Origin of the sequence: uncultured Holdemanella sp., from assembly GCF_934754935.1 — a bacterium.
Taxonomy (GTDB): domain Bacteria; phylum Bacillota_I; class Bacilli_A; order Erysipelotrichales; family Erysipelotrichaceae; genus Holdemanella.
On the sequence record NZ_CAKVJB010000021.1, the window covers coordinates 15,274 to 42,235 of the forward strand.

41 protein-coding genes and 1 riboswitch are annotated in these 26,962 nt (G+C 35.9%); of the genes, 5 read left to right on the plus strand and 36 right to left on the minus strand.

The genetic code is table 11. The annotated features are described in order from the left end of the window. Window positions 1–36: 36 nt before the first annotated feature. The gene (iadA, locus tag Q0E86_RS06790; protein WP_295755619.1) at window positions 37–1,098 is read left to right on the plus strand and encodes a beta-aspartyl-peptidase; all 1,062 of its coding nucleotides are present in this window, start codon (window positions 37–39) and stop codon (window positions 1,096–1,098) included. A 44-nt stretch (window positions 1,099–1,142) separates the two neighbouring features. On the opposite strand, the gene rplQ is transcribed toward iadA, so the two are convergent. From rplQ to Q0E86_RS06950, 32 genes are all read right to left on the minus strand, one after another. After that, window positions 1,143–1,505 carry a 50S ribosomal protein L17 gene (gene rplQ / locus Q0E86_RS06795; RefSeq protein WP_295560582.1) on the minus strand — a complete coding sequence of 121 codons (363 nt, stop codon included), beginning with the start codon at window positions 1,503–1,505 and terminating at the stop codon, window positions 1,143–1,145. A gap of 11 nt (window positions 1,506–1,516) precedes the next feature. Continuing rightward, window positions 1,517–2,473 (minus strand): DNA-directed RNA polymerase subunit alpha, encoded by a 957-nt coding sequence (locus tag Q0E86_RS06800; RefSeq protein WP_295755620.1) that lies wholly within the window; start codon window positions 2,471–2,473, stop codon window positions 1,517–1,519. Window positions 2,474–2,497: 24 nt separating this feature from the next. Next, complete coding sequence (gene rpsK, locus Q0E86_RS06805; protein WP_003866326.1) at window positions 2,498–2,887, minus strand: 30S ribosomal protein S11; 390 nt, start codon at window positions 2,885–2,887, stop codon at window positions 2,498–2,500. A 19-nt stretch (window positions 2,888–2,906) separates the two neighbouring features. Further along, window positions 2,907–3,272 (minus strand): 30S ribosomal protein S13, encoded by a 366-nt coding sequence (gene rpsM, locus Q0E86_RS06810; RefSeq protein WP_003866327.1) that lies wholly within the window; start codon window positions 3,270–3,272, stop codon window positions 2,907–2,909. A 16-nt stretch (window positions 3,273–3,288) separates the two neighbouring features. Continuing rightward, window positions 3,289–3,405 carry a 50S ribosomal protein L36 gene (rpmJ, locus tag Q0E86_RS06815; protein WP_003866328.1) on the minus strand — a complete coding sequence of 39 codons (117 nt, stop codon included), beginning with the start codon at window positions 3,403–3,405 and terminating at the stop codon, window positions 3,289–3,291. A gap of 133 nt (window positions 3,406–3,538) precedes the next feature. Then, window positions 3,539–4,189, minus strand: a complete 651-nt coding sequence (locus tag Q0E86_RS06820) for an adenylate kinase (protein ID WP_288518569.1) — start codon at window positions 4,187–4,189, stop codon at window positions 3,539–3,541. Window positions 4,190–4,208: 19 nt separating this feature from the next. Further along, complete coding sequence (secY, locus tag Q0E86_RS06825) at window positions 4,209–5,504, minus strand: preprotein translocase subunit SecY (RefSeq protein ID WP_295755623.1); 1,296 nt, start codon at window positions 5,502–5,504, stop codon at window positions 4,209–4,211. 1 nt (window position 5,505) lies between these two features. Then, complete coding sequence (gene rplO, locus Q0E86_RS06830) at window positions 5,506–5,943, minus strand: 50S ribosomal protein L15 (protein WP_295755626.1); 438 nt, start codon at window positions 5,941–5,943, stop codon at window positions 5,506–5,508. Window positions 5,944–5,958: 15 nt separating this feature from the next. Next, window positions 5,959–6,462 (minus strand): 30S ribosomal protein S5, encoded by a 504-nt coding sequence (gene rpsE, locus Q0E86_RS06835; RefSeq protein WP_050755942.1) that lies wholly within the window; start codon window positions 6,460–6,462, stop codon window positions 5,959–5,961. 17 nt (window positions 6,463–6,479) lie between these two features. Then, a complete protein-coding gene (rplR, locus tag Q0E86_RS06840) occupies window positions 6,480–6,836 on the minus strand; it encodes a 50S ribosomal protein L18 (RefSeq protein WP_003864828.1) in 357 nt (118 codons plus the stop codon). A gap of 21 nt (window positions 6,837–6,857) precedes the next feature. Next, entirely contained in the window at window positions 6,858–7,403 is a 546-nt protein-coding gene (gene rplF / locus Q0E86_RS06845; RefSeq protein WP_117572741.1) for a 50S ribosomal protein L6, read from the minus strand. A 25-nt stretch (window positions 7,404–7,428) separates the two neighbouring features. Continuing rightward, window positions 7,429–7,824: a 30S ribosomal protein S8 gene (gene rpsH, locus Q0E86_RS06850; protein WP_003864830.1), complete on the minus strand. Its 396-nt coding sequence runs from the start codon at window positions 7,822–7,824 to the stop codon at window positions 7,429–7,431. Window positions 7,825–7,839: 15 nt separating this feature from the next. Then, entirely contained in the window at window positions 7,840–8,025 is a 186-nt protein-coding gene (locus tag Q0E86_RS06855) for a type Z 30S ribosomal protein S14 (RefSeq protein ID WP_003864831.1), read from the minus strand. A gap of 13 nt (window positions 8,026–8,038) precedes the next feature. Next, window positions 8,039–8,578: a 50S ribosomal protein L5 gene (gene rplE, locus Q0E86_RS06860; RefSeq protein WP_003864832.1), complete on the minus strand. Its 540-nt coding sequence runs from the start codon at window positions 8,576–8,578 to the stop codon at window positions 8,039–8,041. Between the two features lie 11 nt (window positions 8,579–8,589). Beyond that, window positions 8,590–8,910, minus strand: coding sequence for a 50S ribosomal protein L24 (gene rplX, locus Q0E86_RS06865; protein WP_295755628.1), 321 nt, complete (start codon window positions 8,908–8,910; stop codon window positions 8,590–8,592). 13 nt (window positions 8,911–8,923) lie between these two features. Further along, window positions 8,924–9,292, minus strand: a complete 369-nt coding sequence (gene rplN, locus Q0E86_RS06870; protein ID WP_003864834.1) for a 50S ribosomal protein L14 — start codon at window positions 9,290–9,292, stop codon at window positions 8,924–8,926. Window positions 9,293–9,310: 18 nt separating this feature from the next. After that, window positions 9,311–9,568: a 30S ribosomal protein S17 gene (gene rpsQ / locus Q0E86_RS06875; protein ID WP_003864835.1), complete on the minus strand. Its 258-nt coding sequence runs from the start codon at window positions 9,566–9,568 to the stop codon at window positions 9,311–9,313. A 14-nt stretch (window positions 9,569–9,582) separates the two neighbouring features. Then, a complete protein-coding gene (rpmC, locus tag Q0E86_RS06880; protein WP_003864836.1) occupies window positions 9,583–9,783 on the minus strand; it encodes a 50S ribosomal protein L29 in 201 nt (66 codons plus the stop codon). Then, complete coding sequence (gene rplP, locus Q0E86_RS06885) at window positions 9,783–10,199, minus strand: 50S ribosomal protein L16 (RefSeq protein WP_003864837.1); 417 nt, start codon at window positions 10,197–10,199, stop codon at window positions 9,783–9,785. Before rplP ends, rpmC begins: the two co-directional genes overlap by 1 nt. Further along, on the minus strand, window positions 10,199–11,011 hold the full coding sequence (gene rpsC, locus Q0E86_RS06890) for a 30S ribosomal protein S3 (RefSeq protein ID WP_295561227.1): 813 nt from the start codon (window positions 11,009–11,011) through the stop codon (window positions 10,199–10,201). Before rpsC ends, rplP begins: the two co-directional genes overlap by 1 nt. Before the next feature lie 10 nt (window positions 11,012–11,021). After that, window positions 11,022–11,357 carry a 50S ribosomal protein L22 gene (rplV, locus tag Q0E86_RS06895; protein WP_003864839.1) on the minus strand — a complete coding sequence of 112 codons (336 nt, stop codon included), beginning with the start codon at window positions 11,355–11,357 and terminating at the stop codon, window positions 11,022–11,024. Between the two features lie 14 nt (window positions 11,358–11,371). Beyond that, window positions 11,372–11,647 carry a 30S ribosomal protein S19 gene (gene rpsS, locus Q0E86_RS06900; protein WP_003864840.1) on the minus strand — a complete coding sequence of 92 codons (276 nt, stop codon included), beginning with the start codon at window positions 11,645–11,647 and terminating at the stop codon, window positions 11,372–11,374. 18 nt (window positions 11,648–11,665) lie between these two features. Further along, a complete protein-coding gene (gene rplB / locus Q0E86_RS06905; RefSeq protein WP_295755629.1) occupies window positions 11,666–12,499 on the minus strand; it encodes a 50S ribosomal protein L2 in 834 nt (277 codons plus the stop codon). A 58-nt stretch (window positions 12,500–12,557) separates the two neighbouring features. Further along, a complete protein-coding gene (gene rplW, locus Q0E86_RS06910) occupies window positions 12,558–12,851 on the minus strand; it encodes a 50S ribosomal protein L23 (RefSeq protein ID WP_003864842.1) in 294 nt (97 codons plus the stop codon). Then, complete coding sequence (gene rplD / locus Q0E86_RS06915; protein ID WP_118320237.1) at window positions 12,851–13,480, minus strand: 50S ribosomal protein L4; 630 nt, start codon at window positions 13,478–13,480, stop codon at window positions 12,851–12,853. The genes rplW and rplD overlap by 1 nt, the downstream gene beginning before the upstream one ends. Further along, window positions 13,480–14,172: a 50S ribosomal protein L3 gene (gene rplC / locus Q0E86_RS06920; protein WP_040466218.1), complete on the minus strand. Its 693-nt coding sequence runs from the start codon at window positions 14,170–14,172 to the stop codon at window positions 13,480–13,482. Before rplC ends, rplD begins: the two co-directional genes overlap by 1 nt. A gap of 14 nt (window positions 14,173–14,186) precedes the next feature. Continuing rightward, complete coding sequence (gene rpsJ / locus Q0E86_RS06925) at window positions 14,187–14,498, minus strand: 30S ribosomal protein S10 (protein WP_003864845.1); 312 nt, start codon at window positions 14,496–14,498, stop codon at window positions 14,187–14,189. A 333-nt stretch (window positions 14,499–14,831) separates the two neighbouring features. Continuing rightward, on the minus strand, window positions 14,832–15,695 hold the full coding sequence (gene pepI, locus Q0E86_RS06930; protein WP_295755630.1) for a proline iminopeptidase: 864 nt from the start codon (window positions 15,693–15,695) through the stop codon (window positions 14,832–14,834). Window positions 15,696–15,700: 5 nt separating this feature from the next. Next, window positions 15,701–15,853: a hypothetical protein gene (locus tag Q0E86_RS06935; protein ID WP_295755631.1), complete on the minus strand. Its 153-nt coding sequence runs from the start codon at window positions 15,851–15,853 to the stop codon at window positions 15,701–15,703. A 1-nt stretch (window position 15,854) separates the two neighbouring features. Further along, window positions 15,855–16,643: a glycoside hydrolase family 25 protein gene (locus tag Q0E86_RS06940; RefSeq protein WP_295755634.1), complete on the minus strand. Its 789-nt coding sequence runs from the start codon at window positions 16,641–16,643 to the stop codon at window positions 15,855–15,857. After that, entirely contained in the window at window positions 16,640–17,527 is an 888-nt protein-coding gene (locus Q0E86_RS06945; protein WP_295755636.1) for a Gfo/Idh/MocA family protein, read from the minus strand. The genes Q0E86_RS06940 and Q0E86_RS06945 overlap by 4 nt, the downstream gene beginning before the upstream one ends. A 136-nt stretch (window positions 17,528–17,663) precedes the next feature. Next, entirely contained in the window at window positions 17,664–18,803 is a 1,140-nt protein-coding gene (locus Q0E86_RS06950) for a GDSL-type esterase/lipase family protein (protein WP_295755638.1), read from the minus strand. A 136-nt stretch (window positions 18,804–18,939) separates the two neighbouring features. On the opposite strand from Q0E86_RS06950, the gene Q0E86_RS06955 reads away from it, so the two are divergent. Further along, complete coding sequence (locus Q0E86_RS06955; RefSeq protein ID WP_288537193.1) at window positions 18,940–19,704, plus strand: bifunctional 2-polyprenyl-6-hydroxyphenol methylase/3-demethylubiquinol 3-O-methyltransferase UbiG; 765 nt, start codon at window positions 18,940–18,942, stop codon at window positions 19,702–19,704. 22 nt (window positions 19,705–19,726) lie between these two features. Here Q0E86_RS06955 and Q0E86_RS06960 read toward each other — a convergent pair whose 3' ends face one another. Continuing rightward, a complete protein-coding gene (locus Q0E86_RS06960) occupies window positions 19,727–20,029 on the minus strand; it encodes an AzlD domain-containing protein (protein ID WP_288537195.1) in 303 nt (100 codons plus the stop codon). After that, entirely contained in the window at window positions 20,022–20,708 is a 687-nt protein-coding gene (locus Q0E86_RS06965; protein WP_288537196.1) for an AzlC family ABC transporter permease, read from the minus strand. The genes Q0E86_RS06960 and Q0E86_RS06965 overlap by 8 nt, the downstream gene beginning before the upstream one ends. Window positions 20,709–20,800: 92 nt before the next feature. Here Q0E86_RS06965 and Q0E86_RS06970 point away from each other — a divergent pair, with 92 nt between their 5' ends. Both Q0E86_RS06970 and mgtE read left to right on the plus strand, forming a co-directional pair. Continuing rightward, window positions 20,801–21,706 (plus strand): LysR family transcriptional regulator, encoded by a 906-nt coding sequence (locus Q0E86_RS06970; protein ID WP_295755641.1) that lies wholly within the window; start codon window positions 20,801–20,803, stop codon window positions 21,704–21,706. Window positions 21,707–21,769: 63 nt separating this feature from the next. Beyond that, a riboswitch (M-box (ykoK) riboswitch) is annotated at window positions 21,770–21,936 on the plus strand. Between the two features lie 120 nt (window positions 21,937–22,056). Next, on the plus strand, window positions 22,057–23,397 hold the full coding sequence (mgtE, locus tag Q0E86_RS06975) for a magnesium transporter (protein ID WP_295755643.1): 1,341 nt from the start codon (window positions 22,057–22,059) through the stop codon (window positions 23,395–23,397). Window positions 23,398–23,482: 85 nt separating this feature from the next. On the opposite strand, the gene pta is transcribed toward mgtE, so the two are convergent. Continuing rightward, window positions 23,483–24,454: a phosphate acetyltransferase gene (gene pta / locus Q0E86_RS06980; RefSeq protein ID WP_288537202.1), complete on the minus strand. Its 972-nt coding sequence runs from the start codon at window positions 24,452–24,454 to the stop codon at window positions 23,483–23,485. A gap of 254 nt (window positions 24,455–24,708) precedes the next feature. Between pta and Q0E86_RS06985 the strand changes: the two genes are divergently transcribed. Next, on the plus strand, window positions 24,709–26,415 hold the full coding sequence (locus tag Q0E86_RS06985; protein ID WP_295755645.1) for an ABC transporter substrate-binding protein: 1,707 nt from the start codon (window positions 24,709–24,711) through the stop codon (window positions 26,413–26,415). 151 nt (window positions 26,416–26,566) lie between these two features. On the opposite strand, the gene Q0E86_RS06990 is transcribed toward Q0E86_RS06985, so the two are convergent. After that, the coding region (locus Q0E86_RS06990) for a transposase (RefSeq protein WP_295755648.1) at window positions 26,567–26,962 on the minus strand (396 nt) is incomplete at its 5' end.

The following is a 26,962-nucleotide window of genomic DNA, read 5'->3' on the forward strand; positions in this document are numbered from 1 at the left end:
GTGATTTATTATATAATAATTTTTGAGGTGACACGCATGAAACTTATTAAAAACATACAAATTTACGCTCCTGAAAATCTAGGTGTAAAAGATGTATTGATTTCTGATTCTAAGATTGAAAAAATTGAGGATCATATCGAATATCCGTATCCAATTGAAACAATTGATGGTACAGGTTGTGTTTTAACACCAGGTTTGATTGATCGCCACGTTCATATTACTGGTGGTGGTGGTGAAGCTGGATTTATTTCGAGAGCAAGACCGATTGATGTGCAAGAAATATTGGATGCAGGTATCACAACTGTAATTGGATTGTTAGGAACGGATGGATATACGAGAAGTACAAAAGAATTATTCGCAAAAGCTAAAGAACTAACACAAAAAGGTGTACATACGTATATCTTAACGGGTAGCTATGCCTATCCTAGTAACACACTAACAAGTTCTGTAGAAGATGATATTGTCTTTATTGATAGTATTCTTGGGGTAAAACTAGCTTTAAGTGATCATAGATCGAGTCATATTACTGAGGATGAATTGATTCGTTTGGGTTCTAGAATTCGTACAGCGAGTCTTATAGCGGGAAAACAGGCAAATTTAACGATTCATATGGGTGATGAAAAACAAGCCTTAGAACTTGTCTTTAAGGCCTTAGAAAAAGCGGATATTCCTGTTTCTTTATTCCAGCCTACGCATTGTTCAAGAAACCCTCATTTATTTGACCAAGCCATTCAATTTACAGAGTTGGGTGGTACAATTGACATCACTTGTGATGGTAATGGTAAAACATTAAATTACATTCGACAAATCAAAAACACAGAAAAAGTAACGATTTCTAGTGATGCTCAAGGATCTTGGTCTACATATAACGATGATGGATCTGTTAAAGAGATTGGTATTACACCAATTTCGAATTTAAAGAATGAATTTATCTGTCTAAAAAATGAACTTGGATATGAAAAAGCTCTACCATTCTTCACTAAAAATGTAGCGAATGCATTAGGTTTTAAACACACTGGACAAATTAAAGAAGGATTTGATTGTGATCTTGTCATTTGGAAAGAGGATCAAATTCAAAAAGTTATCGTAAAAAAATAGACACTGACTAAAAAATCAGTGTCTTTTATTATTCATTAATTGAATTACTTAACGAATTGTACAATAGCCATTGGAGCTGCATCTCCACGACGGATACGTGTCTTAATCACACGAGTGTATCCACCATTACGATCTGCATATGCTGGTCCAATTTCATTGAATAATTTTTGAAGAGCTGTTGTTCCCTCTTCATCTACTTCTACATTACGAACATAAGCTGCTGCTTGTCTACGTGCATGTAAATCTCCACGTTTTGCTAATGTTACTAATGAATCCATTACAGCGCTTAATTCTTTTGCTTTCATTTCTGTTGTTTCGATTTGTCCGTTTTCAATCAAAGATGTTGCCATGTTACGCAACAATGCTTTACGATGATCGGCTTTACGTCCCAATTTACGATTCCACATGGTATTTCCTCCTATCCGTTATTTTGTCTAAAAGACAATCCTAATTCTTTAATTTTGTCTTTAACTTCTTGTAATGATTTCTTTCCTAAGTTACGAACATGAATCATTTCCTCTTCAGTCTTTTGAGTCAATTCATCAACAGTCGCAATACCGGCACGTTTTAAACAGTTATATGAACGTACTGATAATTCTAAGTCTTCAATCATTTTGTGAGTTGTATGTGCTACTGGTTCTTCTGAAACTTCAACTTCTTGTTCTTTCACGTCAAGGCTAGCCTCATCAACTGATGCTAAAATTGATAAGTGATCACGTAAAATCTTACCTGCTACAGCTAATGCTTCACTCGGTTTGATTGTTTCGTCTGTAGTAATATCCAACTCTAATGAATCATACATACTTCCATCTTCACCTTTAACTGGTGTAGCTACATAGCTAACGTTTTTAACTGGTGAATATAATGAGTCTGTATAAATAATACCAAGAGGTTGTCCTTCGTTTTGATACATTCTTTTATTTACATCAGAACGTACAAATCCACGGCCTAAACGAGCCTGAAGTTCCATATGCATAGAACCTCCTTCAGACAAAGTACAAATTGGTAAATCTTTGTTTAAAACAGTAACTCCTGTTGGACATTCAATATCACCAGCAACGACCGTTTTTGGTCCTTCTTGGTCAATACGTAATGTATAAACTTCATTATCATGAATATCAATATCTAAGATCAATTGTTTCAAGTTCAAAATAATTGAAGCAACATCTTCTTTTACACCTTTAATACCTGTAAATTCATGGTATACGCCGTCAATACGAATACTGAAGATCGCACCGCCAGGAATTGAAGATAATAATACACGACGTAGTGCATTACCTAATGGTGTACCATAGCGATATTCTAATGGTTCTAGTAAGAATTTACCTTCTTTTGTTGTTTCTTCGATAGTCGAAATTTTATACTTTGTGCTCATTTGGACACCTCCTTAGTATGGTGACTATCCACGAGGTCGTTTTGGTGGACGACATCCGTTGTGTGGAATTGGTGTTACATCATTGATCATTGTAATTTCTAAACCTGCAACCTGTAATGCTCTTACGGCTGCTTCACGTCCAGGTCCAGGTCCTTTTACATCTACGGATACTGTCTTCATTCCGTGATCCATTGCTGCTTTTCCAGCTGCTTCTCCTGCTAACTGTGCTGCATATGGTGTTGATTTACGACTTCCTTTGAATCCTAATGCTCCTGCACTACTCCATGCTACTGCATTTCCGTTTTCGTCTGTAATCGTTACGATTGTATTATTGAAAGTCGAGTGAATGTGTGCACATCCTCGCGCAATATTCTTTTTAACACGTCTTTTACGTGTCTTTTGTACTTTTGCCATTCTTTACTCTCCTTCCCTATTACTTCTTCTTATTAGCCACTGTCTTGGCTTTTCCTTTACGTGTTCTTGCGTTTGTCTTTGTTCTTTGTCCACGTACTGGCAATCCTTTTCTGTGACGCATTCCTCTGTAGCATCCAATTTCCATCAATCTCTTGATGTTTAATTGTACTTCTCTTCTTAAGTCTCCTTCGACTTTGATTGCATCGATTGTTTTACGAATTGCGTTTAATTGTTCTTCAGTTAAATCTTTTACTCGAACATCTTCACTGATGCCTGTTTCTTCCAATACCTTCTTTGATGTTGTCAATCCAATACCATAGATGTATGTCAATGAAATGACAACTCGCTTGTCGTTTGGAATATCTACTCCTGCTATACGAGCCATTTAGTTTCCTCCTACTTTAGTTTCCTTGTCTCTGTTTGTGTTTTGGGTTTTCACAAATTACCATCACACGTCCTTTGCGTCGAATTACTCGACACTTGTCGCAGATTGGTTTAACAGATGGTCTTACTTTCATCTTTCTTCCTCCTACGTAATGATTCACGTATTTTAATGGCCCTGCTAAAATGCGTATGTGTACATGCGGATTTTAACAGAAACGTGAATGTATAATCGCAAGCAAAGTTGCGCTTATATATTATAAGCGCAACTTACTTGTTTTTCAAGGCTTCTTTTAATTCTGGCCAAATTTCTTCCATAGATTTTGACGCATCGATTCTAGAAACCATATTTTTTTCTTCATAATATGCAATTACAGGTTCTGTATTTTTTGCATATTCATCTAAACGAACCTTTAAGCTTTCTTCGTTGTCATCTTTACGTTGAGTTAATTCTCCACCGCAAACATCACAAACACCTTCAACTTTTGATGGTTTTGAATAGATGTTGTAGATTTCTCCACAGTTTTTACAAGTACGACGACCTGTAATACGACGAGTTAATTCGTCAAATGGAACATCCATATAAACAATTTTTTCAACTGCTAAATCTGTTCCTTCAGTCATTTCTTCAAAAGCTTTTGCCTGAGCCAAAGTTCTTGGATATCCATCTAATAAATATCCATTCTTTTTATCTTCCAAAGTGTTTAAGTAATCCTTAACCATTTTGTTTGTGATTTCATCAGGTACTAATAATCCTTTTTCAGAATAAGCTTTTGCTTGTAGACCTAATTCTGTTCCTCCAGCAATATTTGCACGGAAGATATCTCCTGTTGAGATGTGGTTTAAGTTAAATTCTTCTTTAATTTTTGTAGAGAATGTACCTTTACCAGATCCAGGAGCACCCATAATAAATATATTCATATCTATTCTCCTGAAGATATTAGTCTTCGTAATATTTTTTGTAAGATTTTTGAGTAATCAATCCTTGTACTTGGCGTACAGTTTCAATAGCAACACCAACAACGATAATCATTCCTGTTCCACCTAAAGCCATTGAGTTTGGAAGATCAGGCCATACAAGTGGCATGATATGTGGCATAACAGCAATAATTGCTAAAGCGACAGATCCAAGCACTGTAATTCTTGATAATACGCGATTGATATATTCTTTTGTTTCATTACCTGGACGAACACTTGGAATATATGAACCTGATTTACCTAAGTTTTCAGCGACTTTTTCTGGATTGATTTGCATCTTTGTATAGAAGAATGTAAAGAATAAAATCAATAATACATAGATTACAAGTGAATACCAAGTTTGTAATCCTAACCATTTTTGCATTTCCTTAATGAAATCATTTGATGGGAAGAATGAAGCAATCTGAATTGGTGCCATCATCAATGAACTTGCAAAGATGACTGGAATCACACTTGCTGAATTGACTTTTAATGGCAAGTAGTTTGCTTCACTTGGTTTACTTAATGAAATTGAACTTGATGTATATTGAATTGGAATTCTTCTTTCAGCTGTATTAATTAGTGTAACAAATATAATAATTAATAAATAAACTAAAATATATGCGGCAAATAGCCAAGCTCCATAGGTTGGCGCAGACTCACCTGTAATCAAGCTTGACCAGGCACTAGAGAATTGTTGAGGCATACGTCCTACAATACCAGCCATGATTACCATTGAGATACCATTTCCAATACCTTTCATTGAAATCTGGTCTCCAATCCACACTAAAAACATGCTTCCTGCAGCAAAAATTGTTGCAATATATAAAATCTTACTGATTGTAACACCGCCGACAATCAATCCTGTATATGCTTTTGAAAAGCCGTATACTAATGAGAATGATTGTACAAAGGCAAAAACGACCGCAAGATATCTAGTGTACTTGTCTAATGTTTTACGACCATTTGCTCCTGCTTTACTCAATTCAGTCAAGTGTGGAATAACATCCATACTCAATAATTGGATAATGATAGAAGCAGTAATATATGGAGTAACACCTAAAGCGAAGACAGAGAACTGTTCAAGTCCTCCACCTCCCAATAGATTTAACATTGCGAACAATGAGTTTTCTCCAAGACCATTTACAAGATCTGATGTATTAACATCAGGAACTGTAATGGCTGATCCTAAACGATAGACAAGAAAGGCAAATAGGGTGAATAGAATCCTATTGCGGATATCCTTATTCGTCCACATTGCCTTTATCTTGCCTGCCATATTATAGAACCTCTACTTTTCCGCCTGCTTTTTCGATAGCTTCTTTAGCTGACTTAGAGAATTTAACTGCTTCAACAGTTAATTTTTTAGTTAACTCACCGTTACCTAATACTTTAAGTCCAGAAAGTTCTTTATTGATAACACCAGCTTCAATTAAAGCAGCTGCATTAACTGTTGCTCCATCTTCGAAACGATTTAATGTTTCAACGTTAACGATAGCATATTCTTTACGGTTGAAGTTTGTGAATCCACGTTTTGGTAAACGTCTTGCTAATGGTGTTTGACCACCTTCAAAACCTAAGCGAACTCCTCCGCCTGATCTTGCTTTTTGACCTTTTTGTCCACGACCGCTTGTTTTTCCGTTTCCGCTTCCAGGTCCACGACCAACACGGTTACGTTCTGTGCGAGTTTCGGCTAAATTCATTGTATGTAATTTCATCTGATTTACCTCCTATTACCCGCGAATTTCTTCTGGCTTCTTACCACGAAGCGCAGCAACGCTTTCTACAGTTCTTAAGTTCTGTAATCCATCAACAGTTGCACGAACAACGTTGATTTTTGTACGTGATCCTAAACATTTAGTTAAGATATCAGAGATACCTGCAAGTTCAAGGATTGCACGAGTTGCACCACCAGCGATAACACCAGTACCTTCGATAGCTGGACGCATGTATACAGATCCTGCACCGTATCTACCAGTGATTTCGTGAGGGATTGTTGTACCGATAACTGGTACTGTGAAGATGTTTTTCTTAGCATCTTCAACCGCTTTTTTGATTGCATCAGGAACTTCGTTAGCTTTTCCTGTACCAACACCTACACGGCCTTTACGATCTCCAACTACAACTAATGCAGCAAAACGGAAACGACGTCCACCTTTAACTACTTTAGTTACACGGTTGATTGAGATTACTTGTTCTTCAAATTCTTTTTGGTCTCTTCTTGGTTTTCTATCCATTGCCATTGTGCGACCTCCTAAAATTCCAAGCCAGCTTCACGAGCTGCTTCTGCTAAAGCTTGTACACGACCAGCGTAAACATATCCACCACGGTCAAATACAACCTCTTTAATATTCTTTTCTAGTGCGCGCTTAGCAATTTCAGTTCCTACCAAACGAGCTGCTTCCACGTTTCCACCATTTTCTAATTTCATGTCAACACTTGAAGCACTGACCAATGTGTTTTGGTTAACATCATCAATGATTTGTACATGGATGTGTGCGTTACTTCTGAATACGCATAAACGTGGGCATTCAGGAGTTCCACTGATTTTTGTACGTACACGTTTGTGACGACGTACACGAGTTTCATTACGTGATACTTTAGTAAACATTTTTGATCTCCTTTCCCACTACTATTTCTTACCTGCTGTTTTACCTTCCTTACGACGGATGTTTTCACCAACATAGCGAATACCTTTTCCTTTGTAAGGTTCTGGTTTACGAACAGCACGAACATTTGCTGCAAATTCTCCAACTTCTTGTTTATCGATACCTGCAACTTTGATAGTTGTAGCAGTTGGACAAGTTACTTCTAAGCCTTCTTTAACTGGCATCTCAACTTGGTGAGAGTATCCAACGTTCATAGTTAATACGTTTCCTTTCATTGCTGTACGGAATCCGATACCAACTAATTCTAAGTCTTTAGTGAATCCTTCAGATACACCAACTACCATGTTGTGTAACAATGCACGAGTTGTTCCGTGTAATTGTTTTGTGTGTTTTTCGTCATTAGGACGTTTTACAGTGACAACATTTTCTTCTACGTGGATTTCCATCAAAGAAGAGAATGTACGTGTTAAAGAACCCTTAGGTCCTTTAACAGTCACCTCATTCCCAGCAGCTACTTCAACAGTAACTCCTGCAGGAACGGTAATCAGTTTATTCCCGATACGTGACATTACGTTTTATCCTCCTATATATTTATTACCAAACGTAAGCAATAACTTCTCCACCTAAGTGGTTCTTTCTTGCTTCTTTGTCAGTCATCATTCCATTGCTTGTAGAAATGATTGCGATTCCTAATCCGTTTAATACGCTAGGTAAGTTTTCTACTTTAGCGTAAACACGAAGACCAGGTTTAGAAATACGACGTAATCCGCTGATTACTTTTTCATTGTTAGGTCCGTATTTCAATTCAATGTTCAAAGTTTTCTTAACATCACCTTCAATGTTGAAGTCAGTGATGAAACCTTCATTTTTCAAAATTTGAGCAATTGCTTTCTTTTCATTGCTCGCTGGCATACTGACAGAGGCATGCTTTTGTTGCAAAGCATTGCGGATTCTAGTCAGCATATCCGCAATAGGATCAGTCATAATCATATGCAATATACCTCCTTACCAACTAGCCTTTTTAACTCCAGGAATTTGACCTTTGTAAGCCAATTCACGGAAGCAAATACGACATAATTTGTATTTTCTTAATACAGAGTGTGGACGACCACAACGTTCACAACGAGTGTACTCACGAACTTTAAATTTTTGAGGACGCTGTTGTTTGTTAATCATTGATTTCTTTGCCATTTAAAAGCTCCTCCTACTTTTTGAAAGGCATACCCATTTGAGTTAATAATGCCTTTGCTTCTTCGTTTGTTTTCGCTGATGTAACGATTACGATGTCCATACCACGAGTACGGTCTACTTTATCGAAATCAATTTCAGGGAAAATGATTTGTTCTTTAATACCTAATGTATAGTTCCCACGACCATCGAAGCTAGTATCGCTAACTCCACGGAAGTCACGTACACGAGGTAATGAAATGTTGAATAACTTATCTAAGAATTCATACATTTTTTCTTTACGTAAAGTAACTTTACATCCAATTGGCATACCTTCACGCAATTTGAAGTTCGCAATTGATTTTTTAGCTTTTGTTACAACTGGAGCTTGACCAGTGATAGCTGTCAATTCTTCAACAGCTTCATCTAATAATTTTGCATTAGTGATGGCATCCCCTACACCAATGTTGATAACTACTTTTTCAACGTGAGGTACTTCCATGACAGATTTGTATTCGAAATCTTTCATCATTTGAGGGACAACTACGTTTTTATATTTTTCTTGTAAACGATTCATCTTCTACCCTCCTACTTCACTTCGTTACCGCTCTTTTTAAAGATGCGTGTTTTAACTTTTTTACCATCTACAACTTCAACTTTTGTTGTAATACGGCTAGCAACTTTTGCTTTTTCATCGTAAAGCATTACATTTGATACGTGAATTTTAGCTTCTTTTTCAACGATTCCACCTTCTGGATTTGCTTGAGTTGGCTTCAAGTGTTTTTTAATCATGTTAACACCTTCAACGATAACTCTGTCTTCCTTAGGGAATACAGCTTTTACTTCACCGATTGTGCCTTTGTAAGCACCTGTAATAACTTTTACTTTATCACCTTTTTTAATGTTCACTTAGACACACCTCCTATAATACTTCTGGCGCAAGAGATACGATCTTCATGAAGTCTTTGTCACGTAATTCACGTGCAACTGGACCGAAGATACGAGTTCCCTTTGGCGTCTTATCATCTTTGATGATTACACAAGCGTTATCATCGAACTTGATGTAAGTTCCGTTTTCACGACGAACACCACGACGTGTACGTACGATTACGGCTTTAACTACATCACCTTTTTTTACGGATCCACCAGGAGTAGCCTGTTTAACAGCACATACAACGACATCACCGATGTTTGCAAATTTTCTTACGCTACCACCTAAACAACGGATAACTAAAACTTCTTTAGCTCCAGTGTTGTCAGCAACGCGCATACGACTTTCGTTTTGAATCATTGCTTTCTCCTCCTAGTATTAACCACGAGCCTTTTCAACGATTTCTACTAAGCGGAAACGTTTTGTAGCTGATAATGGACGAGTTTCCATAATTACTACAGTATCTCCGATACGAGCTTCGTTGTTTTCATCGTGAGCTTTAAATTTTTTAGAATATTTAACACGTTTACCATATAATGGGTGTGTTTTTTTAGTTTCTACCATAACAGTGATAGTTTTGTCCATTTTATCAGACACAACTGTACCACGGTATACTTTACGAGCGTTTCTTTCCATTAGATACGTCCTCCCTACTCTTGACCAGCGTTTTCACGCTCTGTCAATACAGTTTTAATACGAGCAATTGTCTTCTTAACAGTTTTTAAACGAGCTGTATTTTCTAACTGTCCTGTGGCTTGCTGGAAACGAAGGTTAAAAAGTTCATCTTTAAGCGTATCGATTTCCTGAAGAAGCTCTTCATTTGTTTTTTCGCGGATTTCTTTAGCTAACATTACTTCACTTCTCCTTTTCTAGCAAAACGAGTTTTAACTGGTAATTTGTGAGCAGCAAGACGTAAAGCTTCACGAGCTACTTCTTCACTTACTCCACCAACTTCGAACATTACACGTCCTGGTTGAACTACGGCTACCCATCCTTCAGGAGCACCTTTACCAGAACCCATACGAACCTCTAGAGGTTTTTTAGTACGTGCCATGTGAGGGAAAATACGAATCCAAACATTTCCTCCACGTTTCATATAACGTGTCATAGCAATACGGGCTGCTTCAATTTGACGGTTGCTTACATAGTTACCTGATTCTGCAACCAATCCATATTCACCAAAGTCAATTGTACGACCTGCTTTTGAACGACCTTCGTAGCTCAAACGGTGAGGACGACGATACTTTGTACGTTTAGGCATTAACATTATTCGTTACCTCCTTTTTCTGCAGGTGCTGCAGCTTTAGCAGCATCTTTAGGGGCACGGTTTGAACGAGCATCTGGACGACGACGTCCTTTTCCTTTACGCATTGGGCGTTGTTTTGGAGCTTCTGGTTCTTTAACCATTTCACCAGGTAATACTTCACCACGGCAGATCCAAACTTTTACACCTAAACGACCATATTGAGTCGCTGCTTCTTCCCAAGCATAGTCAATATCACTACGAAGTGTATGTAAAGGAACAACTCCTTCTGAATATCCTTCAGTACGTGCCATATCAGCTCCACCAAGACGTCCAGATACAGCAGTTTTGATACCTTTTGCACCAGCACGCATAGTGTTTTGAATAGCTTTTTTCTGAGTTGCACGGAAAGATTTACGTCCTTCCAATTCATTTGCAATCCAACGAGCTACTAAACGAGCATCTAAGTTAGGATTAGCAACTTCTACAACGTTAATTTGAACGTTCTTTGCAGAAGCGATTTTAGCTACTTTCTTTTTCAATCCTTCGATTGATTTTCCATCTTGACCGATTACTACACCAGGGTGAGCAGTACGGATGATAACTGTCATACGACCCTTAGTACGTTCGATTTCGATACGAGAGATTTGAGGGTCTGCCTTACGTTTGTCGACAGCTTCGTTTGATAATTTTGCATAGTATGCTTCAACCAATTCACGAATCTTAACATCTTCCATTAATAATGTTCCGAATTCTTTATCGTCAGCGTACCATCTTGATTGCCAGTCACGAATGACTCCGACACGCATTCCAATTGGACTTACTTTCTGTCCCATAGCTTACCTCCTACTCTTTTTCAGCCACTACAACTGTAATGTGGCTTGTACGTTTGTGAATAGCACTCGCACTACCTTTAGCACGAGGCATGAAGCGTTTCATTGTGATTCCTTCATCAGCCCAGCAAGCCTTCACATATAACTTGCTTTCATCTAAATCGTTATTGTTAACTGCGTTAGCAACAGCTGAGTGTAATACTTTACCAACAAGGTATCCACCTTTGTTAGGTAAGAATTTTAAAATAGCAGCTGCTTCTTCTACGTCTTTTCCACGGATCAAGTCTAAGACTAGTCTTGCTTTACGAGGTTGAATACGTAGAGTTTTTGCGGTAGCTTTTACTTCCATTTCTTCTCCTCCTACTATCTAGATTTCTTATCATCTGATCCATGACCAGTGTATTTACGTGTTGGAACGAATTCACCTAATTTGTGTCCAACCATGTCTTCTGTTACATAAACAGGAACATGTTCCTTACCGTTATAAACGGCAAATGTGTGTTCAACAAATTGAGGGAAGATTGTAGAACGACGGCTCCAAGTTTTAATAACTTCTTTTTTTCCGGCTTCATTTAATGCAACAACCTTTTTCATCAAATGGTCATCACAGAAAGGTCCTTTTTTCAAACTACGACTCATTGTATCTTACCTCCTTGCCTACTTACCATTACGACGACGTACAATTAATTTTGTACTAGCCTTCTTATTACGACGAGTTTTAACACCCAATGCTTTTTTACCCCAAGGAGTCATTGGTGATTTACGTCCGATAGGTGTACGTCCTTCACCACCACCATGAGGGTGATCATTAGGGTTCATTACAGAACCACGAACAGTTGGGCGAATACCTCTCCAACGGTTACGACCTGCTTTACCATAGTTAACTAAGCTGTAATCTTCATTACCAACTGTACCTACAGTAGCACGGCAGTTAGCCAATACTTTACGAACTTCACCAGAAGCTAAACGTAAAGTTACATATTTTTCTTCAATACCTAAGATCTGAGCTGAACATCCAGCACTACGAGCCATCTGTCCACCTTTACCAGGTTTTAATTCAACGTTGTGAATAAATGTACCTTCAGGCATGTTTCTCATTTCACAGCAGTTACCAATTTTGATATCTGTTTCTGTTCCAGAGATAACTGTCATACCAACCTTCAAATCTTTTGGAGCGATGATATAACGTTTTTCACCATCAGCATAGTTTAATAATGCAATGTTTGCTGAACGGTTTGGATCGTATTCGATTGTAGCAACACGTGCAGGCACGTTGTCTTTGTTACGTTTGAAATCGATGATACGGTAAGTTCTTTTGTGTCCAGAACCTTGGTGACGTGTTGTAATACGTCCTGTGTTGTTTCTTCCACCTTTAGATTTCAATGGAGCTAACAAGCTTTTTTCTGGTTTAGATGCTGTAATTTCATCTTTAGCCAAAGTTGTCATTCCACGACGTCCAGGTGTCATTGGTTTATACTTCTTAATTGGCATAAACTTAATTTTCCTCCTTATCGCAATATTTATTCAGGAAATAGCGTCTTCTCCCTGATTATTCTTCAGAACCGAACAATTCGATTGTTTGTCCTTCTTTAATTTTTACAATAGCTTTGTGTACAGCGCTTGTTTTTCCAACATAACGACCTACACGTTTTGTTTTTGGTTTGCAGTTCATTGTATTTACTTTTACAACTTCTACATTGAATGCAGCTTCAACGGCTTTAGCGATTTCAATTTTGCTAACACCCTTAACTACTTCAAAAGTTACTTTGTTATCTTCAGCCATCATCTTCATAGTTGCTTCAGTGATGATTGGGCGGATAATTACGTCTCTGTAATCTTTCATTATGCCAATGCCTCCTCAACTTGTTTTACGGCAGCGCTTGTCATAACAACTTTGTTTGCATTTACTAAATCATAAGTATTGATTGCAGAAGCAGCCATTACTGTAGCTCCAGCAATGTTACGTGCTGATAAGTAAACGTTTGTTGCTTCTTCGCTATCAGCAACAACAAACAATGTTTTCTTTGGCGCTTGGATAGCTTCAATAATTGAAACAAATGTTTTTGTTTTTGGTTCAGCAATTTCAAATTTATCCAAAACGCTGAATGCTGTTTCTTGAACTTTTTCGCTCAATGCAGATTTAACTGCTAAACGGCGAACTTTTTTATTGATGCGGTATGCATAGTTACGTGGAGTAGCTCCGAATACTGTTCCACCACCTCTAAATTGAGTAGCACGGATAGAACCTTGACGAGCACGTCCTGTACCTTTTTGACGGTAAGGTTTGCGTCCACCACCAGCAACTTCGCTACGACCTTTAGTGTCAGCAGTTCCTTGACGACGGCTAGCCATTTGCATTACTAATGCATCATACATAGCCTGTTGGTGTGGTTCAATTCCGAAAACAGCGTCGTTCAATTCAATTGAACCAACAACTGCACCAGTTTGGTTAATTACGTCGATAGTAGCCATTATTGAACCTCCTTATTTGCAGTATAGTCAACTAAAGTAACAGGTTCTTTATCTCCCTTGCTAGTTTTAGCAGTACGTACCATTACACAACCTTTTCTAGGTCCAGGAACGTTACCTTTAATTAACATATAGTTGTTTTCTGTATCAACTTTAATAACTGTCAAGTTTTGGTTTGTAGTAGTATATCCACCTTCTTGACCAGCCATGATAGTACCCTTCATGATACGTCCTTGACGTGAAGTAATACCATTTGTAGCTAATGAACCGATGTGACGAATGTTCTTAGATCCACCGTGAGTCTTTGGACCTTGGTGAGCATTGTTACGAACGATTGTACCATTGTAACCTTTACCTTTACTTGTACCGATTACATCTACTGTTTCTCCTGCAGCAAAGATATCAACATTAACTAAATCGCCAACATTTACATCCATGTCGCAATCGCGCACTTCCTTAATGAAACGCTTTGGACTTGTATTTGCTTTTTTACAGTGTCCGATGTTTGCTTTAGTTGTGCGTTTTTCTTTGATTTCTTCAAATCCTAATTGAACTGCGTTGTAACCATCTGTTTCAACTGTTTTCTTTTGTAAAACAACGTTTGGTGTTACTTCAACTACAGTTACTGGAATTAATACACCATCTTCAGTGAAGACTTGTGTCATTCCTAATTTTCTTCCTAATAGTCCTTTCATCATTGACACCTCCATTAAAGTTTAATTTCGATGTCGACACCGCTAGGAAGTTCAAGTCTTTGTAAAGAATCGATCGTTTCCTTGTTTGGTGCAACAATCTCAATCAAACGCTTGTGCGTACGAATTTCAAATTGTTCACGTGAATCTTTGTATTTGTGAACCGCACGAAGAATTGTTACTACCTGTTTTTCAGTAGGTAATGGAACTGGTCCTACAACCTTTTTAGCTCCGTGTTTTGTCGCAGCTTCGACAATTTTCTTTGCACTATCATCTAAGATTCTGTGCTCATACGCCTTTAAGCGAATTCTCATAGTATTTTTTGCCATGTTTAACTCCTTTCGTTTATTCTAGATAAACATGCTCCATGCGAATTACCTGGCCACACCCATGACAACGGTTCTCAGTGGGTCAGCAACCTCGCACTTCATCGCAAGCTCCTGTATTCTAACACATATATTTCATGTGTTCAACCCCTAAATTAAAAAAATTTAATATTTCTTTTAAAGCCTTTATTTATCGCGTTTAAACACTTTTTAATTTTCTAAAAAAACGATTTTTAAATCAATATGTTGTGACAACTGTTGTCAGTGGGTCATAAAACCCCTTTTATTTACTATATTTACTGCCAAATTTTTAAAATATGTAAAAAAGCACCTATTTCATTCAACAGATGCTAACCAATCCTTCAAATTTTGACAATACGTCTTATGATCATCCACAAAACACATATGACGACACGCAGGCATTAGATGCCATTTTGCATTTTTAATACCATCATACATCGTTTTAGCTACTAATGGCGTACATAAATCATTCGTTCCACTCACTATCAATGTTGGAACATCAATTTCATGTAAACGATTTGTATACTCAAAATCCTTTAAAGTGCCTAATGGCGTATATTCATTAGGACCCCAACCAATCAAATAAGATCTTTGTCCTGCTTTCTTTTCTCTCGTAACACACTCTGGTGTGCTTTCATCAAATGGCCCAGCACAATGAAGCTGCATATAATGATCATTAGCCAATTGATAATCCTTAGAATCATAATCTTCACTTAAAATAGCTTTTTGTTCATCCTCTGACATAAATGAAATCATACGATGTTGTTCTTTGGCCCATAATGAAGCAGAAGATAATGTACTTGAAAGAATCAAAGATTTAAGTTTGGCATTCTTCTTTTCAATCGCATATGCAATTGCCAACATGCCTCCCCAAGATTGTCCAAGCAAATGACAAGACTCAATATGTAAATATTCCATCAAAGCAACAAGCTCTTCCATCCATGTTTCTTGATTCCACAATTCATCATGACCTTCGACAAACGAATTCCCACATCCTAATTGATCATACATAATTACTTTTCTTCCTGTCTCGGCAATACAATCCAATACTTCAAAATAATTATGCGTTGAACCTGGACCTCCGTGCAGACAAATCAATGGAGTCTTATCTCCTCCATCCACAATTCGATAATATGTTTTAAAGCCCTTAAAAGGCATATATCCATCAATTATTTTCATTTCAATCACCATTCACTTATTCCATCATTATATTCTCTACAACAATCTACCCAATATTCTTTATCAACACGAATTATATCCATGAACTCTTCAATATACTTTGTGTTGATTCCACGAATTTCATCGCATTGCTTTTCAAGTTTCTCAAAATCCACCATATTATTTCTTTTGTAGATATATATTTATATCTACATCTCCCTCTATTCCATTAACTTGGCCAATATTTGAATATTGCCACATATCAAATTTGTCCTCCATTGGACATTGTGAAGAATAAGATGCTAACCATATTGGATACTTGGATATTTTTTCAAAATCGTAATTCTGATAAAGCCAAGTCATATTTCCATAAATCATAGGATCATATCCAGACTTTTTAATTTTCTCACAGAATCGAAGCGCTAAATTTGTTCGTTGTTCTTGCGTTAGATCATCAATTCTTCCGCCCTTTTCAAATTCTTCCATATCAAAGACAATAGGCATATCGATTTTATAATTCTGAATCTCATTTAATACCATATTCACTTCTTCATCAATTTCATCTTCTGTAATAGCACTCGAGAAAAAATAGGCTCCTACTTTGATTTTATTCTGAATTGCAGCTTGCATATTTATATTAAAATATGCATCTTCATGTAAAATCCCTTCTTGAGCCCCACGATAGCCGACTCTGATCATCGCAAAATCAATTCCGTCTTGTTTTACAGAATACCAATCAATAGACTGATTATGACTCGATACATCTATTCCTGTGAATGATTTATAAGAAGAATCTTTATAGGTCATCCATCCATTTTCCATAGAAAATAAATTTAAATCGTAATAACTCTTCTCTTCCACTATCTCATCTTGTTGAAATAATGTACGAATACAATATACACTCCCTGTTCCTACAAGAACTAAAATAACCAAAAGAATTAAAATCCGACCTATTTTTAGTTTTCTCATACGCCAATGACCTTTAAAATTTCTAAGCTCGCATTTCTAGACATAACAGGACTTTCTATCATTCCACTCTCTATGCAAGTACACGCATGTTCTATTTCACCTGTAAAATCTGACTTTTGTTCTACCACAATCTTTTTATCATTCATCACAAGTTCTGTGTTCTTCCAAAAATTCTTACAAGTAACACTACCTTTTGTACCATATATATGTGCTGTATTTTCCATATCCACATCCCAACTTGTTGCGATATGTGCTACACAGCCATTTTCATATTCAATCAATGCTTCATCTTTTAATCGAGATACTTTCAATATTGGGCTATTTGCCATTCGACTTGCGTAACAAATTGGATATACACCAATATCAAACATACATCCTGCCCCCGGCTTATTAAAATGCCAATCTGAAATGGTTTCCGTTAATCTTGTCGCATATTGTGCATTTATGGATTTTACTTGTCCAATCTCACCATTTGAAATGAGTTCAAATAATTTCTGGTTTAAAGACGTAAATACTGTTTTATGTGCTTCCATCAAAAAACAATTTTGTTTCTTTGCATAATCAAAACATTCATTTAATTCATTTGTAGATACACACATTGGTTTTTCACACACTACATGCTTATGATTATTTAAGCCCATTTGAATATGCTTCGCATGCAAATAATTCGGTGTACAAATATATACCATATCTATATTGACATCTCTTAACATTTCTTCATAGTTATCGTAAGCTTTTTTTGCCCCATATTCCTCTTTAAAAGCATTTGCCTTTTCTAAACTTGAAGAACACACGGCATATAAATCCGCATTATTCGCATATAGAATTCCTTGAATCACACGATGACTAATTTTTCCTAGTCCATAGACTCCTATTCGAATCATTTTTTTATTCACCCTCTTTAAGATTACTTTAAGCTATATTGCTTATTCTATATACAGAAATAAGCAGTCAACCTCATTTGCTCACTATACTTATCTCTTCTGCCTATTTCTTTCATATATACGAATGTCCATGGAATTATTCCATGGACATTTTATTATATGCAGTTTTGGCCATTTGCGCATATCCTTCATCACTTGGATGTAAATGATCTCCACTATCAAATGCATCTTTCATTTTATGTCCATCGCAAATATCTTTATCAAAATCAATCACGCCATCAATTTCATCTGTTGTACGAATCCATTCATTGACTTCATTACGCAAATTTTCTCTAAAATATGCGTATGTACGCCATCCTTCAATTGGAATCAATGTACCAATATATACTTTCATTCCTAATGATTTCGCGTGCTTTACATATTTTCTAAGTCCTTCAATCAAATCTTGGCTTGATGGAAGATCTTGCCACGGTCTAAATTCATTCTTTTCAACACCGACTGGATGAATAATATCATTGATTCCTTGTAGAATAATCAATGTGTCGCTTCCTGCCACATGCATTTCGTGTCCAAAGCGATAATCTCCTTTTAATCCATAAGCTTCATATTGAACACAAGAATACTGTCTTAAAATACGTGTGCCACTAACAGCTTTTCGAACAACCGAAACCTTTTTATTGTTTTCCCACATTAGCTTCTGTAAGTAATCTGGCCAATCCTGAGAAGTAATGGAGTCTCCATAACATGTGATAACTTGATATTCTGGTTCTGTCAAAACAGCTACTTCACTTAAGAAAAATACCCATGGTGTTTTCATACTGGATGCATGATCCATTATACCTGCATGAGAAAAGTCTCCTTCTCCAAAATAGCCTGTACTTAACGGCCCTTGTGTATAGACTCCACAACGTAAATGTGTAAATTCTCTTAAATAGAAACTAATCGCAATGGTTTCTTGTTCATGCACTTTAAAATCTAATGGATCACTATAACATTGTTCTCCCACATCTAAATGAAGTCCTTTTGAGCCATTAAAAGTAATATCAACAATCGATGTTGGATCCAAATCACGTCCATTAATCACTCTACCTATTGTGATTGAATCAAAGACAACGCCTTCTTTACCTGTAAAGTTATCCAAACAAATACGTATCTTATCTCCTTTGAATGTAGACTTCATAGGATAACGTAATGTTATATTTTTTGCATATTGACTTGGTTTATGCGTTACAATCGACATTGCCTGTCCATATATCGCTTTAAATTCTTTTTCCATAGTTGACCTCCAAATTATTTATTATTTATTTCTACATTATTAACACATATGTTTTTATCCACAAATAATCATACATGAAACGTTGCAAAAATCCAAACATATACCTTATTATATTAAAGAAGTTGAGGAAAAACACATGAGTAAATTAGAAAATTATTACGGTAAATTTTGCGAAGATAAAAGACTCTTATCAAGACATGGCCAAGTTGAATATACAACAAGCATGAAATATATCCATAAATATTTAAAGTCTGAAGATCGCATATTAGATATAGGAGCAGGAACTGGCAGATATAGTGTTGCCTTAAGTAACGAAGGATATCAAGTTGATGCGATTGAACTCGTTAAATATAATCTTGGTGTTTTAAAAGCTAAAAAAAGTAATGTGAAAGCCTATCAAGGAACAGCTCTAGATTTATCAAGATATCAAGATAACACTTTTGACATTACCCTACTATTTGGACCTATGTACCACTTATTTAATTATGAAGATAAATTAAAAGCATTATCCGAAGCAAAACGCGTTACGAAAAAGAACGGGATTATTTTTGTAGCTTACGTCATGAATGAATATAGCGTTCTTGTTCACGGCTTTAGAGATGGACATATTAAAGAATCATTAGCAACCAATAAACTTGATGAAACTTTCCAAACCCAAACAAATATCGATGATTTATATAGTTATATTCGTCTAGATACAATCAATCAATTAAACAAAGATGTTGGTTTAGAACGCATTCAAATTATAGCAGCCGATGGACCAAGTGATTATATGCGTCCAATCTTAAATAAGATGGATGATGAAACATTTGAATTATTCATCAAGTATCATCTTGCCACTTGTGAAAGACAAGAACTAATTGGTGCTAGTTCACATACAATAGATATACTAAGAAAATAATGTCACTTGTGTGGCATTATTTTTATATTAAATATTCTGCAACTAAAACTACTAAACAACATGCAACGGATACTTGAAACAAACTTTTATCTTTCCATGCCAAAACAATTCCAACAATAAGCGCTGCAAGTCCAGCAAGTTGTGAATTTGTTTCATATAATATAGTAGGAAAAGTCATCACTGCCAAAGTCACATAGGGAACATAATATAAAAATGACTGAATATATATATTGGTAATGGGTTTATTAAAAAGCGTTAGTGGCAATACACGAATTAAATAAGTAACTACTGCCATTGTAGCTACATACATCATTGGATTAGACATCTTCTTCCTCCTTTCTAGGTTTGATAATGGCTGCGGCCATTGAAATGATGATTGTTAATATAATCGTTTTTGTTCCACTTGAGATGGGCATATCTTTACAAATGTAGCTCAACAAAAAACTCACAACAACAAGAACACCTACAACACGATCCTTCTTTGCCTGGGGAATAATAATAGCTAAAAACATGCCGTATAGTGCAACACTCAAGCTCGCTACAATTTTTGTGGGAAGGCTATTACCAGCAACAATTCCTAGTGCCGTTCCAAATGCCCAACATGGAAGTGCCACCAAATATGTACCATATATATATTTATGGTTCACTTTCCCTTTATGATTAATTGCCAAGCCAAATAATTCATCTGTTAAATCAAAGCCAATACACATTCGGTGAAATAGACTTGTTTGCTCTTCGATTTTTTGGCTTAGCGCAAAACTCATTAAAAAATAGCGTGCGTTACTGACTAAAGTCATGATAATCATCTGAATAAATGTACCATGTGTACTAATCATTAGAAAAACTGCATATTCTCCTGCCGATGCATTGATGAATAAACTAGTCAAAAATCCTTGTATTGGTGATAGGCCTACGTTCTTTGCGATGATTCCAAGTGAAAAGGAGACGGCAAAATAACCCAATCCAACTGGAATACTGTCTTTGATTCCTTTTTTAAATTCCATAATCTCACATCCTATTTCTTTGCATTATAAGAATTGCGTTGTTATTTGTAAAACAAATATTTATAATACTTCCATAAGGAAAAGTGATGGATATGAATCTAACAAAATACGATATATTTTTTAAAGTATTGGAAACAAAGACAATTAGTCAAGCTGCTAAAGAGCTTGGATATTCACAGAGCGCCATTTCTCAAACTATCAAAGCTTTAGAAGAAGAATTAGAAGCAACTTTATTCATTCGACAAAAAAGTGGTGTAACTCTTAGTCAAGATGGACTTGCATATCTTCCCTTTTTAAAATCCGTTCAGGCAAGTCTTGATAATCTTCGTACTAAGAAAAAGGAAATGAAAGGGTTAGACCAAGTCACATTAAGAATTGGTACTTTCACAAGTGTGTCTAGACATCTTTTACCTTCTTTAATGGAAGAGTTTATTCAGATCTATCCAAATGTACAATTTGAATTGTATCAAAGTGAATATACAAATATTGAGCAACAATTAATCGATGGTAGTCTAGATTTAGGTTTTACTTGTATTGATGCAATCCAACAAGTTCAATATCAAGAATTGTATTATGATGAAATGTTTGCACTTGTTCCTCGAAATCATGTGTTGGCTAAATATAATGTTTTAAGTATGAAACAAATCGCAAAATATCCTTTCATTCAATTAGATGAGGGAGACTATTCTTTGCCTATTCATATGTTTCGTTCTTTAAACTTACCGGTTCAAATCAAACATAAGGTATATGATGATTCCACAATTCTAGCTATGATCCGACAGAATTTAGGTATTTCAATTCTTTATCAAAATGCTTTGAGCGATTATGATGATTTATGTTTGATTCCTATTCAAGAAAATCTATTTCGGCATGTTGGAATTGCCTATAATAATTACGATACTTTATCTTATGCAGGCAAAACATTTTTAGATTTCATTCTTAAAAAGACACCAGAAATTCTTAAAGACAAAGATAGTTTTCATATTATTAAAATTTAACATTGTTTTTATACTGTTTAGGTTGACTCACTAACTAATTTATATTATTCTTTTCACGTACATAAAGATATACGGTAGGTGAGGTTACCGCAGGGATTTGGATTTCCTAAGATTACTGCCGCAAAGTTGTGGAGACACGACTCGTTGGTCAGCAGGCAAAGTCGCAAAGGCTTGGCTTAATGTAATTTATATGCCCTGTGATACTAAAGCTTGAACGGTGATACTAGATTAATAACGTCATTGTTTGGGCAATGGCGTTTTCTTTTGTTTATAAGGAGGTGAGGCTTGTATGTGTACGGATCCGGATGGGAATAGTTTGAATTATAATAAGAAAGCAGAGGTACATAATCATGATGAACAAAGAAGAATTCATTCAATTACTACAAGACAAAAAATACAAAACTGCACAAAATACACTTTCCGAAATGAACGATATGGATACAGCCGCCTTTTTAGAAGAATTAGATGCGAAAGAATGTGCTTTGGCATTTCGTTTGATTTCTAAAGAAAAAGCTGCCGATGTATTCTCATGCATGAATTCAAAGATGCAGACATATTTGGTAGACATGTTTTCGGAAACTGAATTAAAAGAATTATTAGACGATTTATATATGGATGATACGGTCGATATGTTAGAGGATCTACCCGCAAACTTAGTCACTCGAATTTTGAAAAACTTGGATTCAACAAAAAGATCAACTATTAATAAGCTTTTAAAATATCCTGAAGACAGTGCTGGATCCATTATGACAACTGAATATGTCACTTTAAAAAAGACAATGACAGTAAAACAGGCCATGAACCATATCAAAGAGATTGGTATCCATAAAGAGACAATTTATACTTGTTATGTCACTGAAAATAAAAGATTGATGGGTATTGTCACTGCCAAAAGTTTAATGACAAGTGATGATGATGAAAATATCACAAATCTAATGAACACAAATATTATTTCTGTACATACACATACTGACCAAGAGCAAGTGGCTCACTTATTTAGAAAGTATGATTTAATTGCGATGCCCGTACTAGATAGTGATGGATGTTTAGTTGGTATTGTGACATTTGATGATGCCATGGACGTAATGGTTGATGAAACTAACGAAGATATTTCGCGTATGGCTGCCATGGAGCCCAATGAAAAAACATATTTTGAAACTACAGTTTGGCAACAGGCAAAACACCGTATTTTATGGTTACTCGTTTTGATGTTTTCTGCAACAATCACCGGAAGTATTATTACTCGATACGAGAATGCCTTTAGTGCTGTACCATTACTTGTATCCTTTATTCCTATGTTGATGGATACAGGTGGAAACTGTGGTTCTCAAAGTTCCACTTTGATTATTCGTGGTTTGGCTTTAGGTGAAATCCACTTTAAAGAAATTTTTAAAGTTATGTTTAAAGAATTTAGAATTTCATTAATTGTTGGATTCATTTTAGCTGCAGCCAATGGCTTGCGTATTTTCATTCAGTACCAAAACTTCAATATCGCAATCGTTGTTGCTCTTTCTTTAATGGTTGTCGTTATTGTTGCCAAATTAATTGGTTGTATCCTTCCATTGTTTGCGAATAAATTTGGTGTAGACCCTGCCATTATGGCAAGTCCATTGATTACAACAATAGTTGATACTTGTTCTATTTTAGTTTATTTCAATATTGCGGTTCATGTATTTAATATAGTTGTTTGAGAGATGAGAAATCATCTCTTTTTTTTCAACACGAAAAAAAAGAACCTCAATCGAGATTCTTTTATCGAAAATATAATTATTTAAATTAGATATCCATATCTTTTTGAGCAGCAGTTACAATAGCCATCTTGTAGATTTCATCTGAAGTACATCCACGAGATAAGTCATTGATTGGAGCGTTCAATCCTTGTAAGATTGGTCCTACTGCTTCATATCCACCTAAACGAGCGGCAATTTTGTATCCAATGTTTCCACTTGATAAGTTAGGGAAGATAAATGTATTTGCGTGTCCAGCAACTTTTGATTCTGGTGCTTTTAATTTAGCAACTTCTTCACTTACTGCACAGTCAAATTGCATTTCTCCATCGATATCGAAGTCAGCAATACGACGTAAACGATCGCTTGCTTCTGTCATCTTAGCAACGCATTCACCTTTTGCACTACCCATTGTTGAGTATGATAATAATGCTACTTTTGGTTCTACACCAAATTGACGAGCAGACTTAGCTGTTTGCATTGTGATTTCTACTAAATCGTCTGTGTTAGGGTTGATGTTGATTGAGCAGTCCCCCATGATCAATTGAGATTCGTCTTTAATTAAAATGAAACAAGAAGAAACTAATTGGTTTCCTGGAGCTGTTTTTACTAATTGTAATGCAGGACGTACAGTATCCGCTGTAGAATATGTAGCACCACCTAATAATCCATCAGCATATCCCATTTGAACTAACATAGTTCCAAAATAGTTTGTGCTCTTCAATGCTTTACGAACTTTTTCTTCGTCCATTTTACCACGACGTAATTCAACCATTTTACGAACCATATCATCCATATGTTCGAAGTTATTAGGATCAATTTGTTCGATTCCTTCAACATTTAAACTGTTCTTTTGTGCACAACCAGCAATTTCTTCTGGAGTTCCTAATAATACTGGGCAAACAATATCATTGTTTTTCAAATCAATAGCTGCCTTTTGAACACGTGGATCCCATCCTTCAGTAAATACAATACGTACTCCCTTTCCTTGGACCTTTTTTTCTAATTCATCAATAATCATAACTTTAACTACCTCTTTTCTATCAAAGTATAGTCCAAAAATGCTTTATTTACCACAAAAACAATGTGAACTTTTTCTCATAGTTTATTCGTAAAATATGTGTACACATAATAGCATTGTGTTCGCGTATCATAAACACATCTTATTGATTGTAAATTATTTACATACAAATGAAAATTAATGTAAATAATGCTTGCAATTTTCATTGTAAAGTTTTACACTAGTGACATCACAAGAAGGGATAGGTGCAAATTATGAAAACAAGTCACTATTTAAAAAAGGCCGGTGCCGTATGTATGGCAGCTGCAATGATGACTGGTTGTGCTAGTGGATCATCTGGTGCAAGCGGAAAAACATTGACAGTAGGTTTAAGTACAGGTTTCAATGGAATTTTCTCTCCATTGTATTATCAAACTGTATATGACGATTACGTTATCGAAATGGTTTATCAAAGTATGTTGAGTTATGATCGTGATAATCAATTACAACCAGAACTTGCTACTGAACAACCAACTATTAGCGAGGATGGATCAACATTAACATTCAAATTGAAAAAAGGAGTTAAATTCTCTGATGGTTCTAAATTGGATGCAGATGATGTTGTATTGACATTTACAGCTATGGCTGACCCTAGCTATACTGGTCGTTTCTCAACTTATGTTGATTACTTAGAAGGCTATAAAGAATATCACGATGGAGATGCCGAAACTCTAAGTGGTGTTGAAAAAATCGATGATTATACAGTTGCTTTCCACTTGGCAACTCCAAGAATCGATGCCATCAGCCAGGTTGGTACATTCCCAATCATCTCTAATTCACAATTCAAGAAATACAAAAAAGGCGACACAAAGATGTTTGAAGACAAGGCCAGTGAACCAATTGGTACTGGACCATATGTATTGAAGAACTTCCAAAAAGATTCAGCTGCAACATTTGTAAAGAATGAAGAATTTAAAGCTGAAGATGGTGAATACCAAATTGATAACGTTGTAATAAAGATTTGTGATACTTCTACAGAACTTCAGGAACTTCAAAAAGGAACTGTTGATTTATTGCCACAAGCTGATAATGCCGATAAAGTTGGTACTGCAAGCTTAGACAAGAACTTAACTTACAACACTTATGGATCAAGCTCAATGCAATACTTTATTTACAACTGCGCTGCTGGAGCCACTGCAGATCCTGCTGTACGTCAAGCATTAACTTATGCGATTGACCGTCAAGCATTTGTTGATAGCTACTACTCATTCTCTAAAGGAAGCAAGGATGTTAAGAAAACTCAACCTGGTTTCGTACCAGTATTAATGGCTAACCCAATTTCATCACAATTAGGTGATATCATTACTGGTAAAGAAAAAGATGACAAAATGGCTTACTATGACTATGACATCGAAAAAGCTAAACAAATCTTAGATGATGCTGGTTGGACTGTAGGAAGTGATGGAATCCGTGAAAAAGATGGACAAAAATTAACTGTTCGTTTGGTTTCTACAAAAGGTAAAGACCAATTAGATACTATGCTTCCAATGCTAGAAAAAGCTTGGGGCGATGAATTAGGCGTTGATTTCAAGACAAACTTAAGTGAATTCAACACAATGCTTGCGACTGTTCAAGGTGATGATACTGTTAATGAATGGGAAGTATCTTACATGGGATGGCAATTTGGTTCAGGTGATGACACTGGTATCAACCTATTATGCCAAACTGGTCAAACAGATAACTCAGCTCGTATATCAGATGCTGATTTAGATGCATTATTAGATACTGCATTACATACAACGGATCAAGCTGCTAGTACTGCTGCTTATAAAGAAGCTTACGAAAAGATTTCTGCATTATGTCCATATGTAGCAATCAATGGTTTAAGTTACTACGATCTATACAACAAAAAGATTAAAAACTTAGATACAGCTCCATTGTATGACTTCGTTAAAGCATTAGACAAAGCTACAATTGAATAACAATTTAAGAGATCTGTTGACAGATCTCTTTTTAATACATATAATTCCGTTTTCGACAGTTATATAACGCAACAATGAGCGCAAACCTTTAGTTTAAAGGCTTTACGCTCATTTTTTACTTTTATAAAATGTTGTATGGGAATTTTATTTCTCAAATTTTTTTAAATTTATTTAATGTTTTTGGTTGATAGTATTTTCGGTTCAATTTTAAATCGAACAACTGTTCAAGCGAATCCAGTACATCTGAACCTGTGTAACAGGCCTGGTAGTACATATCAGAGCAGTTAACTACATTCATGTTCTGTAATGTTTCTATGATCTGTTCCGTTGTGAAATGTGTTTTGTTTTTGTCTAGTTTGACCTCTAGTAATCGATAGATCAATAAGGCTGTGTAACAGATAAGGAAGTGAGCTTTTATTCTGTTTTCTTTGCGATGATATACGGGTCGTGAACTGAAGTTTGTTTTCAAGACACGGAAACAATCTTCGATTTTATATCTTCTTGACTGGATATCCAAAACTTCTGTTTCCTTCATATCAAATATATT